The organism is Nocardia sp. CA-129566, assembly GCF_050956075.1.
In the GTDB taxonomy this organism is placed as follows: domain Bacteria; phylum Actinomycetota; class Actinomycetes; order Mycobacteriales; family Mycobacteriaceae; genus Nocardia.
Genome location: NZ_CP192085.1, coordinates 6,798,287 through 6,811,198, shown reverse-complemented (window position 1 = coordinate 6,811,198; position 12,912 = coordinate 6,798,287). Strand labels below are relative to the sequence as shown.

Annotated in this window: 15 protein-coding genes; 8 read left to right on the top strand and 7 right to left on the bottom strand. The window is 66.9% G+C overall.

Annotated elements, in window-relative coordinates:
* Positions 1-150: 150 nt before the first annotated feature.
* From ACQP0C_RS29965 to ACQP0C_RS29955, 3 genes are all read left to right on the top strand, one after another.
* Positions 151-507 carry a VOC family protein gene (locus tag ACQP0C_RS29965; RefSeq protein ID WP_433725307.1) on the top strand — a complete coding sequence of 119 codons (357 nt, stop codon included), beginning with the start codon at positions 151-153 and terminating at the stop codon, positions 505-507.
* A gap of 61 nt (positions 508-568) precedes the next feature.
* The gene (locus ACQP0C_RS29960; RefSeq protein ID WP_433725305.1) at positions 569-1,027 is read left to right on the top strand and encodes an iron chaperone; all 459 of its coding nucleotides are present in this window, start codon (positions 569-571) and stop codon (positions 1,025-1,027) included.
* Between the two features lie 292 nt (positions 1,028-1,319).
* Positions 1,320-2,135: a tyrosine-protein phosphatase gene (locus tag ACQP0C_RS29955; RefSeq protein WP_433725303.1), complete on the top strand. Its 816-nt coding sequence runs from the start codon at positions 1,320-1,322 to the stop codon at positions 2,133-2,135.
* 347 nt (positions 2,136-2,482) lie between these two features.
* Here the strand turns inward: ACQP0C_RS29955 and ACQP0C_RS29950 are convergent, their stop codons facing one another.
* Positions 2,483-3,022, bottom strand: coding sequence for a hypothetical protein (locus ACQP0C_RS29950; RefSeq protein ID WP_433725301.1), 540 nt, complete (start codon positions 3,020-3,022; stop codon positions 2,483-2,485).
* A gap of 44 nt (positions 3,023-3,066) precedes the next feature.
* Positions 3,067-5,274 carry an elongation factor G-like protein EF-G2 gene (locus ACQP0C_RS29945; RefSeq protein ID WP_433725299.1) on the bottom strand — a complete coding sequence of 736 codons (2,208 nt, stop codon included), beginning with the start codon at positions 5,272-5,274 and terminating at the stop codon, positions 3,067-3,069.
* 147 nt (positions 5,275-5,421) lie between these two features.
* Here ACQP0C_RS29945 and ACQP0C_RS29940 point away from each other — a divergent pair, with 147 nt between their 5' ends.
* The 4 genes from ACQP0C_RS29940 to ACQP0C_RS29925 all read left to right on the top strand — a co-directional run bounded on the left by ACQP0C_RS29940 (position 5,422) and on the right by ACQP0C_RS29925 (position 6,659).
* Positions 5,422-5,757, top strand: a complete 336-nt coding sequence (locus ACQP0C_RS29940) for a hypothetical protein (RefSeq protein ID WP_433725298.1) — start codon at positions 5,422-5,424, stop codon at positions 5,755-5,757.
* Between the two features lie 154 nt (positions 5,758-5,911).
* On the top strand, positions 5,912-6,118 hold the full coding sequence (locus tag ACQP0C_RS29935) for a hypothetical protein (protein ID WP_433725296.1): 207 nt from the start codon (positions 5,912-5,914) through the stop codon (positions 6,116-6,118).
* Entirely contained in the window at positions 6,115-6,471 is a 357-nt protein-coding gene (locus ACQP0C_RS29930; protein ID WP_433725294.1) for a hypothetical protein, read from the top strand. The genes ACQP0C_RS29935 and ACQP0C_RS29930 overlap by 4 nt, the downstream gene beginning before the upstream one ends.
* On the top strand, positions 6,468-6,659 hold the full coding sequence (locus tag ACQP0C_RS29925) for a hypothetical protein (protein ID WP_433725292.1): 192 nt from the start codon (positions 6,468-6,470) through the stop codon (positions 6,657-6,659). Before ACQP0C_RS29930 ends, ACQP0C_RS29925 begins: the two co-directional genes overlap by 4 nt.
* A 140-nt stretch (positions 6,660-6,799) precedes the next feature.
* Here ACQP0C_RS29925 and lipA read toward each other — a convergent pair whose 3' ends face one another.
* The 5 genes from lipA to sucB all read right to left on the bottom strand — a co-directional run bounded on the left by lipA (position 6,800) and on the right by sucB (position 12,239).
* Positions 6,800-7,816, bottom strand: coding sequence for a lipoyl synthase (gene lipA, locus ACQP0C_RS29920; protein ID WP_433725290.1), 1,017 nt, complete (start codon positions 7,814-7,816; stop codon positions 6,800-6,802).
* An 88-nt stretch (positions 7,817-7,904) separates the two neighbouring features.
* Positions 7,905-8,639, bottom strand: a complete 735-nt coding sequence (gene lipB, locus ACQP0C_RS29915; RefSeq protein ID WP_433725288.1) for a lipoyl(octanoyl) transferase LipB — start codon at positions 8,637-8,639, stop codon at positions 7,905-7,907.
* Positions 8,640-8,852: 213 nt separating this feature from the next.
* A complete protein-coding gene (locus ACQP0C_RS29910) occupies positions 8,853-9,386 on the bottom strand; it encodes an N-acetyltransferase family protein (protein WP_433725286.1) in 534 nt (177 codons plus the stop codon).
* A gap of 117 nt (positions 9,387-9,503) precedes the next feature.
* Positions 9,504-10,409, bottom strand: coding sequence for a TIGR01777 family oxidoreductase (locus ACQP0C_RS29905; RefSeq protein WP_433725284.1), 906 nt, complete (start codon positions 10,407-10,409; stop codon positions 9,504-9,506).
* Positions 10,410-10,430: 21 nt separating this feature from the next.
* Positions 10,431-12,239 carry a 2-oxoglutarate dehydrogenase, E2 component, dihydrolipoamide succinyltransferase gene (gene sucB / locus ACQP0C_RS29900; RefSeq protein ID WP_433725282.1) on the bottom strand — a complete coding sequence of 603 codons (1,809 nt, stop codon included), beginning with the start codon at positions 12,237-12,239 and terminating at the stop codon, positions 10,431-10,433.
* A gap of 259 nt (positions 12,240-12,498) precedes the next feature.
* Here sucB and ACQP0C_RS29895 point away from each other — a divergent pair, with 259 nt between their 5' ends.
* Positions 12,499-12,861, top strand: coding sequence for an oxidoreductase (locus tag ACQP0C_RS29895; protein ID WP_433725280.1), 363 nt, complete (start codon positions 12,499-12,501; stop codon positions 12,859-12,861).
* Positions 12,862-12,912 lie beyond the last annotated feature (51 nt).

Sequence of the window (12,912 nt, the reverse complement as noted above, 5' to 3'; positions counted from 1 at the left end):
CGCACCGGTCCCGTTGCCCGTGCGGGCATCGACCCGTGCTCACTCAGTGGTGCTTTCCGTGTTCGGCACGGATGTCGTGCCTGCGCGCGCTGCCTACCGTAATTCTCATCGCCGCAAGACGATCCGGACCACATCGCAGAAGGAGTACATATGACCGCCGCCGAGGCCCGGGGAATCAAGACCGTCCTGCATCCCGTCTCCGACCTGGCGACGGCCAAGGAGGTCTACACCGCCCTGATCGGTGCACCACCGCAGATCGACGGAACCTTCTACGTCGGTTTCGACGTCGCGGGTCAGCACATCGGGCTGGTGCCGGGCGGTGGACCGCAGGGCATGACCGCACCGGTGGCGTACTGGCACGTGCCCGATATCGAGGCGAAGCTGGCCGAGGTCACCGCCGCGGGCGCCACCGTGCGGGAGCCGGTGCGCGATGTCGGTGAAGGCCGCCTGGTCGCCACCGTCACCGATCCCGACGGCAATGTCCTGGGGCTGCTTCAGGACCGGTGAGCCCTCACCAACGTTTCAGCCGATCCGACATCACGATCAACACCACAACGGAGGAACCGCAATGGCCACAACCCGCACCACGAAGAGCAAGTCCACGGTGGGATTCTCGGAAGAAGAGCGCGCCGCGATGAAGGAGCACGCTCAGGAGCTCAAGACGGCCGCACGCCGCGGCGCCCGCGCAACCAAGGCGGACGGCGAGTCCGATGTGCTCGCGAAAATCGCCGAAATGGCGGATTCGGATCGCGTCATGGCCGAACGGATCCACGCCATCGTCAAGGCCAACGCACCCGAACTCAGCCCGAAGCTCTGGTACGGCATGCCCTCCTACGCCAGGGACGGCAAGGTCGTCTGCTTCTTTCAGTCGGCGGAGAAGTTCAAGGCGCGGTACGCCACCTTCGGCTTCAACGACTCGGCGAGCCTCGACGACGGCGCCATGTGGCCGACCGCCTTTGCTCTCACCACATTGACCGCCGCCGCGGAGACCCGGATCGGGGAGCTCGTCAAGAAAGCGGCGAGCTGAAAAACACGGCCTGCCACCGCATCTGGTGGCAGGCCGTCCGGTGCTATTCGAACCGCCCGATCGGCCGTCGAGGAGAGATCCTTCGCCCCGTCGATAGCCGAGGGGAGTAGCGGAAGTCTCGGTGGGCGGTATCCGGGTCTCGGTGAGCGGGGTAGTAGCGGCGGGATCGGTGGGAAAGTCAGCAGGGGGCGGGGAGACGGCTCTACTGTCCCGCGCCATGAAGAATTCAGTAATTGCTCTAATTGGTTCTGTCCTAGCGACATTCGCGTTGACGGCCACCGGTGCGCCGCCGATGGCGACTGCCGAGCCGACGGTGGACAGTGTCGCGGCGCGGATCGAGTTGCAGGGCGCGGTCAATGTTCGGGATATCGGCGGATATCGGACGTATGACGGTGCGAAGGTCAAGTCCGGCAAGGCCATTCGATCGGATTCGTTGGAGAAATTGACCGACTCCGATGTGCAGAAGCTCGGTGGATTGAATCTGAAGGCGGTCGTCGATCTGCGGACGCCCGCGGAAGTGCAGTTCATGGGCGCCGATAAGGTGCCCGCCGGGGTGCAGACGGTGGCCCGGCCGATCGATGACACCGGGTTGTTCCAGCAGATGATGGCGGCCATTCAGTCACGGGACCCGCAGAAGCAGGAGCAGCTGCTGGGCAACGGGAAGGCCGAGGAGATCATGGGCCGCGTCTATACGAGCTTCCTCAGTGCGGATTCGCGCGCGAAGTTCGGGCAGACGATTCGGGATCTGGCAGCCACCGACCGCGCGACGCTGTACCACTGCACCTCGGGTAAGGATCGAACCGGCTGGCTCACCTATGTCGTGCTGCGGGCGGTAGGAGTACCGGAATCAACTGCGCGACAGGACTATCTGCTGTCGAATCAATATCGGGCCGCCGCCGATGCCAAGCTGCGCGACCAGGTGAAGCAGGCCGGCCTGATGCAGAATCCCGATCTGCTCATCCCCCTGCAAGAGGTTCGTGACCAGTACCTGGATACCGCGATCGATGCAATGGAACAGGCCTACGGCGACTTCGGAAAGTTCCTGACCCAGGGCCTCGGCCTCGATGGCGGCACCCTCGTACAGCTCAGAAAGAACCTGGTCAGCTAGCGAAAACAGCTCGGGCCCACCCCATTCCACGAGGTGGGCCCGAACCACGCCCAGCTCCAGATCAACTCAGCCACAGGTAAGCATCGAGAGCGCACAACCTTGGCGCTGCCGCATATCGAGTCACGATCGCGCACAACGTATAGAGGCTGTTGCCGAATTCGCCGAACATGCGATTGTGCCGTCACACCGCCGTCACAGCGACAGACCAAATCACCTAGCGGCAGGCATGATTGCGCCTCAGCCGTCCACATAGGCACGTGATCTGCGTCACGGCCAAAAACCGCGCCAATTCGGCAACAGGCTCTATAGCCTGTGCGAGCTCACCACATCCTATGCAGCGTTGAGGTTCAGATCGGGAGCAGCATGTGGACGAGTTCTGATAGGGAGACGCCGCCGGTGCCGAAGGCTGCTACCAGGGCGTAGGCGATGAGTGCGTCCTCTACGGTGGGGTGGTGAACCGGGGGTGGTGTCGTACGAGGCGCCCATGTCACGTCGATGTGGTGTGTTCCGGTCAGTGTGAAGTCGCCCAGGGCATGATGGCCCTGGTCCTTTTGTTCGAGGACCAATGTGCTGGAGTGCAGGTTTGTCGGCAGGAGCCGCAGAACCTTGCCGTCGAGTTCGGCGATTGCTCGGTAGGTCGATCGGCGGTAGAAGAGTCCGGGGCCGACGATCAATCGGATGGGGCGATCGTTGAGCGATGCCCGTAGCCGTTTGGCGTTGCGCGTGCCGATGGGAACGCGCTCGCGAGTGCGTGGGCCGATGCGCTCGATGGTCACCATGGTGGCATCGTCGAATACCGGTGTGGTGACCACTCTTTCGTCGGTCCGCGTGATCACGATCTTGCCGAAATGCTCGGTGTCGACAACGAAACGCTCTGGACTGATCAACAGGCTCCTTCGACGGTAACGAAATATCCTGTGGCGCTGGGGGATCAGCCCGTCTTCTTGGCCTGCTCGCGAACCGAACCCGCCAACGCATTGGGCATCGGTTCGTGCCGCGCGTACGAGCGGGTGAAGTCACCAGCGCCGTGCGAGAGCGAGCGCAGATCTATGGCGTAGCGGGTGAGTTCGAGTTCGGGCACCTCGGCATGGATGCGGGTGCGGCCGGTGCCGTGCGGTTCGGTGCCCAGTACGCGTCCGCGGCGTCCGGACAGATCGCTGAGCACCGGACCGACGTAATCGTCGGTGACCACCACCCACACCTCGGCGATCGGCTCGAGCAGGTCGATACCCGCGGCAGCGGCGGCCTCACGCAGGGCGAGCGCGCCAGCGGTCTGGAACGCGGCATCGGAAGAGTCGACCGAATGCGCCTTGCCGTCGAAGAGGGTGACGCGCATATCGACCAGCGGGTAACCGGCCGCCACCCCGCGCGCGGCCTGGGCGCGCACACCCTTCTCCACCGACGGAATGAATTGCCGCGGAACGACTCCGCCCACCACGCGGTCGACGAATTCGATGCCCGACCCGCCCGGCAGCGGCTCCACTTCGATCTCGCAGACCGCGTACTGCCCGTGCCCGCCGGACTGTTTGACGTGCCTGCCCTTGCCGGTTGCCTTGCCCGCGAACGTTTCCCGCAGTGCGACCTTGTGATCGATCACGTCGACCTGCACGCCGAACCTGGTGCGCAACCGCTCCAGCGCGACATCGCGGTGCGCCTCGCCCAGACACCACAGCACGATCTGATGGGTATCGGGATTCTGTTCCAGCCGCACCGCTGGATCCTCGGCCGCCAGCCGGGACAGACCACTGGAGAGTTTGTCCTCATCCGCCTTGCTGCGCGCGCGAATGGCGATGGGCAGCAGGGGATCCGGCATCCGCCAGGGTTCGATCAGCAGCGGCGCGGCGGTGGCGGACAGGGTGTCGCCGGTTTCCGCGCGACTCAGCTTGGTGACGTACGCGATATCACCGGCGATGGCCTGGCCGAGCGGGCGCTGCTGTTTGCCGAACGGCGCGGTGATGGCGCCGATGCGCTCGTCCACGTCATGGCTTTCATGGCCGCGGTCCTCGAGTCCGTGACCGCAGACGTGCACCGTATCGTCGGGGTGCAGGGTGCCGGAGAAGACGCGAACCAGCGAGACGCGCCCGACATACGGATCCGACGCCGTGCGGATCACCTCGGCCGCCAGCGCGCCGTCGGGATCGCAGTGCAGGGGGGTCGGTGCGGAACCGTCGGTGGTAGTGATCGCCGAAACCGCGTGCTCGGACGGGGTGGGGAAGCCGCCGATGATCAGCTCCAGCAGTTCGACAGTGCCGAGGCCCTGCTTGGCGCCCTCCGGGGCGGGCGCGGCGAACAGCACGGGATGGAAGCTGCCCCGGGCGACCGCGCGTTCGAGGTCCGCGACCACCGCGGCCAGCTCGATCTCCTCGCCGCCGAGGTAGCGCTCCATCAGGGTTTCGTCTTCACTCTCGGCGATAATGCCCTCGATGAGCCGGTTGCGCGCCTCCTCGAGCAGCGGCAGCTGATCCGAAGACGGCTCGCACTCGACCTCCTCCCCGGAGGAGTAGTCCGCCACGCAGTGCGGCAGCAGCTCGGCCAGACCGGTGACCGGGCGGTGCCCGTCCGGCCCCTTCGGCCCGTACACCGGAAGGTGCAGCGGAAGGATATTTTCCGAGGAGCCGCCGCCGAGCACGATGCGACAGGTCTCGGTCATCTCGTCGAAGTCGGCGCGCGCGGTATCGAGGTGGGTGATCACGATCGCCCGCGGCATCCCGACCGCCGCGCATTCCTCCCACAGTGCGCGCGTCGCGCCGCTCACACCCTCCGCGCCCTCCGCCGCCGAGATGACGAACAGGGCCGCATCCGCCGCCCGCAGACCCGCCCGCAGCTCACCGACGAAATCGGCGTATCCGGGGGTATCCAGCAGGTTGACCTTGATTCCGCGCCACGCCATCGGCACCACCGACAGTTGCACCGATCGGTGCTGGCGATGCTCGATCTCGTCGTAATCCGATAGCGATGTCCCGTCCTCCACCCGGCCCGCGCGATTGACCGCGCCCGCCGTCAGCGCCATCGCCTCTACCAACGTGGTCTTACCCGACCCGCTGTGTCCGACCAGCACCACATTCCGGATGTCCTCCGGCCGCTGCGCCGCCACAGCCTTACCGTTGGTCCCTGCGGACGCACTCGCTTTCTCGACCATGTGTCTCGCTTTCTCGGTCGACACCTACGGTCCTTCGAGCTTCCCACCAGCGGTCGCCTCGCGTGCACAGATCGGGCGATCCGGTGTGTTCAGGTGCGCGTCGAGCGGCGTGCATGCCCGGTTCAGGTCGGGTTCGCACATCCTCTTTTGTCGATCGGTACCAAGGGCATGGATCCGGCGACGGTATCGGCCGAGATCATGTCGTGTATGCGGCGGGCGCAGGCGAAGCTGCGCACCGATGTCGCCGAGCTCGTTCGGGACACGGTGGGCGACGATCCGGCAGGTGCCGCGATCGTCGCGGGCTTTACCCGCCGCTTTCCCGAGCCGAGCGAGACCGCGAGAATTACCCGCCGCCCGCCGCCACCCCGTCGCCGCGCGATTCTCGGCGCAACCGGGGCCGACGCCACCGGCCCCAGGGGAGTCGCCAGCGCCACCGTCGCGCAATCGCAAACCCGACCGCGACCAGATCGTCACCCCGGATGAACCGGACCCGGACGACGGCACAACCTCGGGGTGTCCAGCGCGACGGTCCGCACTACAACCGGAAATCTTGGCTGGTGTAACCATGGGCAACCCTGACGCTGTTTCGGTAGATCCAGACGAGGTTCGGGCACACGCCGAGAAGGTGAAAACACTCATGGAGAGTTCGACCTTGTCGCTCGAGGCGGCCACCTATCTCGGCAGCGCGGATGACGGCTTCGGCGCGATTCCGCGGCCGTTCGTGAAGATGGTGCTCGACGACAACCGTACCGGCCCGCCGAGGCCATGCCGCACAATGCATTCCAGCCGAATGCGGCGCCCGCGCCGCAGCATTTCGCTGCCGTACCGCAGCAATACGGGATGACGCCACCGTACGCAACGCCGTCGCCGGATACGGTTGGCCCGCACGGTTTTCTGCTGAAATACGGAACCGCGCACGATCCGGTGGAGGCCTATTGTCCGGGGTCGGGCGAGCAGGGGATCCTCGTCCACGCCGAGTACTACCGATGGTGGATCGTCGGGCCCGGCTTCACGACGGCCCGACCGCGAATCTTGGTGAACGGCAACGAAATACCGGATACCTCATGGGGCCGGACGCATCTGCCCGCGGCGGCCGGTCTCTATCATGTCGAAGTCCGCACGCGCCGACCCAACTTCTTCTTCCGGCACTTCGTCTACCGTGGTGGACCTCCGACATCCAACCTGCGGACACCGTGATTCCGGTAGCCGCGGGACAGCAGACTCCGGTCTACTACCGCCCGGGCGCGACAGGCCGGATGCTCGGGGCGATCGGCCCGACACCCCCGCGGTGGCCCGGACTGGTCTGGATGCGGATCACCTCGGTGATCACCACCGCACTCATCGCATGGGCGCTGTTCGCCGTGCTGATAACCATCCTCGACTGATTCATCGGCGGGCTTCCCCGACTGGTCACAAGCGCGGGTCAGATTGTGACCGCTGGCTAGCGAGACTGCCTCTGGCGATCGCCGTCGAACAACGCGGGTCCTCGCACATGTGCGAGGACCCGAGTCGTTTTGTGATCGAGCTAGCTGCCGTAGCGTGCCAGGACGGAGCTGGCTTCTTGGGAGGCGGTGCCTTCGGCGGCGAGATGGGCCATGGCGGGCGAGATTTCGCGGCCGTGGTGGGCCATGGCCTGGGCGTAGAGGCGGCCCGCTCGGTAGGACGAGCGGACCAGCGGTCCGGCCATGACGCCGGCGAAGCCGATTTCCTCGGCCATCCGGGAGTGCTCGACGAACTCCTCCGGCTTGACCCAGCGGTCGACCGGGTGGTGGCGGGGGGAGGGGCGCAGGTATTGGGTGATGGTGAGGATGTCGCAGCCCGCCTCGTGCAGGTCGCGCATTGCCTGGGTGACCTCTTCGGGGGTTTCGCCCATGCCGAGGATCAGGTTGGACTTGGTGACCAGGCCGTCTTCGCGGGCCGCGGTGAGTACGGCGAGGGAGCGCTCGTAGCGGAACGCCGGACGGATCCGCTTGAAGATGCGGGGCACCGTCTCCAGATTGTGCGCGAGTACCTCCGGACGTGCGGAGAAGACCTCGGCCAGCTGCTCGGGGACCGCGTTGAAGTCCGGGATGAGCAGTTCGACGCCGGTGTTCGGGTTCAAAGCCTTGATGGCACGGACGGTTTCGGCGTAGAGCCAGGCACCGCCGTCGTCGAGATCGTCGCGGGCGACGCCGGTGATGGTGGAGTAGCGCAGGCCCATTGCCTGGACGCTCTCGGCGACCCTGCGCGGCTCGTCCCGATCGAGTGCGGCGGGTTTGCCGGTGTCGATCTGGCAGAAGTCGCAGCGGCGGGTGCACTGCTCGCCACCGATCAGGAAGGTGGCCTCACGGTCTTCCCAGCATTCGAAGATATTGGGACAGCCCGCCTCCTCACACACCGTGTGCAGGCCCTCGCGTTTCACCAAGCCCTTGAGTTCGGTGTACTCGGGGCCCATCTTCGCTCGGGTCCGAATCCATTGAGGCTTGCGCTCGATCGGGGTCTCCGCGTTGCGCGCCTCGATGCGTAGCAGTTTGCGTCCTGCCGGTGCTGAAGCTGAGGTCACTCGATCGACCTTACGCCTGCCGTGCGCGGCCGTCGGATGCAGTCCGTCACTGTCGCGCGCACGGTCGGGCAATGTGACAGCAGCCAACTCATTCGGCGGTCGCGGGCTCCACAACCGGTGCGGCGCGGACGATATCGCGCGCGGTCACCGGGAGTTCGCCATTGAGCGCACGCGTGATCGCAGCGGCGACGAGCGGCTTGACTTCGGCCACCGTGACCTCACGACCGAGTTCGCGCGTCAGCGTGGTGACGCCGGCGTCGCGGATGCCGCACGGAACGATCGCCTGGAAGCCGTCGAGCGCGGAATTGCAGTTGAGCGAGATGCCGTGCAGTGCGACGCCCTGCTGTACCCGGACGCCGATCTGGGCGACCTTGCGCTCGGAGTAGAGCTCGGTGGCGGGCAGCCAGACCCCGGAGCGGCCCTCGACCCGGCCGCAGTCGAGCCCGAGATCCGTACACACGGTGATCAGAGCTTCTTCGAGCCTGCGCACGTACTGGACCACATCCACCGGCTCGGCCAGCCGCACGATCGGATAGCCGACGAGCTGGCCCGGCCCATGCCAGGTGATCTTGCCGCCGCGATCGACCTGCACCACCGGACTGCCATCGATCGGCAGATCTTCGGCCTCGGTGCGGCGGCCCGCCGTGTAGACCGATGGATGCTCGAGCAGGAGCAGGTGGTCTGCTCCTTGGCCTTGGGCCCGCTGCGCGGCGATCGACCGCTGCAGTTCCCAGGCGCTGTGGTAATCGATGAGTCCGAGATCCTCGACCACGATCGGGGTCGTATCGAATCTGGCGGACCAGGTGGTGCGCGTGTCGTTCACGTCCTTGACGGTACGCCGAGTGTGTCGATTCGATAAACCAACCTGGTGTGGGCGATGCCACAGGGTTGCCAGGTTTGGCATGAGGTGCGATTGTCGCGCCTCTGCATGAGATGCGGCCCAGGTAGACGGCGGCGTCTCTCGTAAGCAGGGCACCAGACCTGTAAACCGCATGCAACCATTCGATAACTGCGGGCGATCAGGCCCGGGGCGCTGTTAGTCGCCCTCGACCGGCAGTGTCAGCTGCATCAGGGTCAGATCCATCCAGCGGCCGAATTTGCGGCCCACTTCCGGCAGTTCGCCGACCGTGCGGAAATCGAAGCGCTCGTGCAGTGCGATCGAACCGGTATTGCTGGATTCGATGGCGGCGACCATGGCGTGCACCGTGCCCGTCCGGCGGGCGCGCTCGATCAATTCGGTGAGCAAGGCGCTGGCAATGCCGCGGCGGTGGAAACGATCGGCGACATAGACCGAATTCTCCACGGTGAAGCGGTAGCCCGAGCGGGTCCGCCACGGACCGTAGCTGGCGTAACCGGCGACCGCACCCTCGATTTCGGCGACCAGGATGGGTAATCCGGCGGCCGTGCGCTCGCGGAACCAGGCGAGTCGATCGTCGAGATCGACCTGCTCGTGGTCCCAGATGGCGGTGGAGGTGGCGATATTCGCGTTGTGGATGTCGAGGAGCTCCGGCAGATCGCCTTCGTGCGCGTCACGAATGACTATGGCAGGCCGGGTTTCCAGCTCGGTCATCGATCTACTCCATTACGGCGCTGGGTCATTGAGGGCGCTGGATCGAGGGCGCATCGGATCAGCGTGGCCGGTGATTGCACGGTCGACACCGTGTCGCACCTGTTGCGGCCCCCGGCCTCATCGGTCGCCATCGTGCCCGAGGGTGGCCGCGAGCGCGGCACCGATGGTCTGATGCTGGAACGGATAACCCGCTTCCTCCAGCACAGTCGGAATCGCCCGCGGCCCGTGCAGGATCGCCTCGTCGGCGAATTCGCCGATCAGCGCGCGCAATGCGAACGCGGGCACCACAAATGGGGTCGGCCGGTGCAGAACGCGGCCGAGCGCGCGATTGAATTCGGCATTGGTGACCGGTGCCGGGCCGACCGCGTTGACCGGCCCGGAAATGCTGTCGTTGGTGATCGCGAAGACGATCGCGCCGATCTCGTCGGCCATCGAGATCCACGGCGTGTACTGGCGGCCGTTACCCAATCGGCCGCCGAGACCGAGCGAGTACAGCGGCTGCAGCATGCCGAGCATGCCGCCGCCGTGGGACAGCACCACGGCACTGCGCAGCAATACCGTGCGCGCGCCCGCGTCGACGGCGGGTTTGGTGGCGGCCTCCCAATCCCGGCACAGGGTGGCGAGGAAACCCGTTCCCGCCGGGGCGGTTTCGTCGACCACCCGATTGCCGGTCGCGCCGCCGTAGTAGTGCACGCCGCTGGCATTCACCAGCACCGGCACGCCCGCGGCGGCGACCGCGTTGGACAGTACGTCGGTCGGGGTGATTCGGCTGTCGCGCAGCTCCTGTTTGTAGCTGCCGTTCCAGCGTCGTCGTCCGATGCTCGCCCCACAGAGGTTGACCACCGCGTCGGCGCCCCGCAGGGCCCGCTCGTCCAGATCGGCGCGAGCGGGATCCCAGCGGTATTCGTCCGGCGCGTTGGGGGAACGGCGTACCAATCGGGCGACGTCGTGCCCGTCGCGGCGCAATGCCGCGACGAGTGCCGTTCCGATCAGCCCGGACGAACCGGCGAGCACCACCTTCATACGGGACAGAAGACCTTCCGATTACAGGCCGAGATCAGCGTCGAACGCCGCTTCCTCGAGCCGGTGCCGGATCGTGGTCAGGAAGCGACCGGCGTCCGCGCCGTCGATGAGGCGGTGATCGTAGGTGAGCGGCAGGTAGCACATCGACCGGACGCCGATGGACTCGTTGCCGGTCTCATCGGTGACCACCACCGGACGCTTGACGATCGCACCCGTGCCGAGCATGCCCGCCTGCGGCGGAACCAGGATCGGGGTGTCGAACAGCGCGCCCTGGCTGCCGATATTGGTAATGGTGAAGGTGCCACCGGCCAGCTCGTCCGGCTTGAGGCCGCCGGTGCGGGCGCGGTTGGCGATATCGGCGATGGCGCGGGCCAGTCCGGCCAGCGACAGATCGCTGGCGTTGTGGATCACCGGGGAGAGCAGACCCTGCTCGGTGTCGACGGCGATGCCGAGGTGCACCGAGGCGTGGTAGGTGATCTCCTTGGTGGCCTCGTCGTAGCTGGCGTTCACATTCGGGTGCACGCCGAGCGCCTCGACGACCGCCTTGGCGAAGAACGGCAGGAACGTCAGGTTGACGCCCTCGCGGTCCTTGAACGCGGCCTTGGCCTGGCTGCGCAGGGCCGCGATCTTGGTGACATCCGCCTCGTGCACCTGGGTCAGCTGCGCGGTGGTCTGCAGCGATTCCCTGGTCTTGGTCGCGGTGATCTGCCGGATGCGGCTCGCCTTCTGCACGGTGCCGCGCAGATGCGCGAGCTGCGACGGGACGGCGGGCGCGGGAGCCTTCGCGGCCGGTGCGGCGGCCGCGGCAGGGGCGGGTGCGGCGGCGGGGGCCTGCCTGGCCTCCACGGCGGCGAGCACGTCCTGCTTGCGGATGCGCCCACCGACACCGGATCCGGTGATGGTGGCGAGGTTGACGCTGTTCTCCTCGGCCAACTTGCGAACCAGCGGAGTGACGTACGGGGTCGCGCCGTTGCCGGAGGGCTCCTGAGCCGGAGCGGTCGCGACCGGAGCCGGAGCCGGAGCGGGCTTGGGCGCGGGGGCAGGTGCCGGTGCGGCGGGAGCGGGAGCCGGTGCGGCGGCCGCGGGTGCCGGAGCAGGTGCGGCGGGCGCCGGGGCCGGTGCGGGAGCGGGCGCCGGGGCGGGAGCTGCCGGCGCCGGGGCCGCGGGGGCGGGGGCCGGTGCGGCGGCCGCGGGGGCGCCACTGCCGATCACGCCGAGCTGTCCACCCACGGCGACGACATCGTCTTCCTGCGCGGAGATCTCCAGCAGGGTGCCCGCGACGGGCGAGGGGATCTCGGTGTCGACCTTGTCGGTGGAGACCTCGAGCAGCGGCTCGTCGACGGCGACCTGGTCACCGACCTGCTTGAGCCAGCGGGTGACGGTGCCCTCGGTGACCGACTCACCGAGTTCCGGCATCTTGACCGGGGTGCCGGACGCGGCGGCGGGGGCGGGTGCGGCAGGCGCCGCGGGTGCGGGTGCAGGGGCCGCGGCGGCGACCGGCGCGGGAGCCGGTTCCGGGGCGGGCGCGGGGGCCGGTGCGGGTGCAGGCGCGGCTGCCGGTGCGGGTGCGGCGGCGGGCGCGGGCGCCTCACCGGCTTCGCTGATCACACCGAGCTCACCACCGACCTCGACGACATCGTCTTCCTGCGCGACGATCTTCGACAACACACCCGCCGCCGGGGACGGGATCTCGGTGTCGACCTTGTCGGTGGAGACCTCGAGCAGTGGCTCGTCGACCTCGACCGTGTCTCCTTCCTGCTTCAGCCACCTGGTCACCGTTCCCTCGGTGACGCTCTCACCAAGAGCGGGCATCTGGACGGAGAAGGCCATGTCCGTTGACTCCTCTGACTGCTCGACGGGTTCTACAACAGTTGATCTCACTGCGGGCGCTCACCACGGGTCGCGGCGAAAGCCCGAAAGCCACCGATCATTGTGCGTGGCACCGGAGATCTGTGCGGTTCTTGTACCGCGATCCATCCTTGCACTCGCTCGCGAGACGTGTAGCACAGGGCAGCGAACTGCGGTGGGCTGGCAAGATGGAATGACGGGCGCCGAGCGCCCGATCGAAGGTGAAAGGAGGTCGGCGCCGTTGGGTTTGCTGGATCGTTTCCGGGGCGGCGCGGCCCGGGGTGGCAGCGGTTTACGTGGGGGAATGGGTAGTGGTGCGGATGCCCGCTATCTCGCCGAGTGGGTGCGCACCCATATCGGGGTCGAAGGCTATGTAGAACCCAAAACGACGGTGACCGATGTCACTGTCGTTTTGGTCGCGGCCGACGGCGAATGGACGCGCCGGGTCGTCGGCGAGCGCGGAGCGCAGCGACTAGCCGGTGATTTGCGGATCCCCGTCTACGACGTCCGCAAAACCGGATATCCACAACGGATGCGAGATTACGACGCTCGCAAGCGGATCGAGCGCCAGCGGGCGCTGGAACGCGATCTGGGCGACCTCTAGCTGCTGTTCGTTTCGTTCAATTTGTTCTCGGCGCGAAGACCGCCGTGACGC

Excerpts from the sequence above, each read along its gene's own strand:
- ACQP0C_RS29965 (WP_433725307.1), top strand. The coding sequence starts at position 151 with ATGACCGCCGCCGAGGCCCGGGGAATCAAGACCGTCCTGCATCCCGTC.
- ACQP0C_RS29960 (WP_433725305.1), top strand. The coding sequence starts at position 569 with ATGGCCACAACCCGCACCACGAAGAGCAAGTCCACGGTGGGATTCTCG.
- ACQP0C_RS29955 (WP_433725303.1), top strand. The coding sequence starts at position 1,320 with ATGGCGACTGCCGAGCCGACGGTGGACAGTGTCGCGGCGCGGATCGAG.
- ACQP0C_RS29945 (WP_433725299.1), bottom strand. The coding sequence starts at position 5,274 with ATGGTCGAGAAAGCGAGTGCGTCCGCAGGGACCAACGGTAAGGCTGTG.
- ACQP0C_RS29935 (WP_433725296.1), top strand. The coding sequence starts at position 5,912 with ATGGAGAGTTCGACCTTGTCGCTCGAGGCGGCCACCTATCTCGGCAGC.
- ACQP0C_RS29930 (WP_433725294.1), top strand. The coding sequence starts at position 6,115 with ATGACGCCACCGTACGCAACGCCGTCGCCGGATACGGTTGGCCCGCAC.
- ACQP0C_RS29910 (WP_433725286.1), bottom strand. The coding sequence starts at position 9,386 with ATGACCGAGCTGGAAACCCGGCCTGCCATAGTCATTCGTGACGCGCAC.
- ACQP0C_RS29905 (WP_433725284.1), bottom strand. The coding sequence starts at position 10,409 with ATGAAGGTGGTGCTCGCCGGTTCGTCCGGGCTGATCGGAACGGCACTC.
- sucB (WP_433725282.1), bottom strand. The coding sequence starts at position 12,239 with ATGGCCTTCTCCGTCCAGATGCCCGCTCTTGGTGAGAGCGTCACCGAG.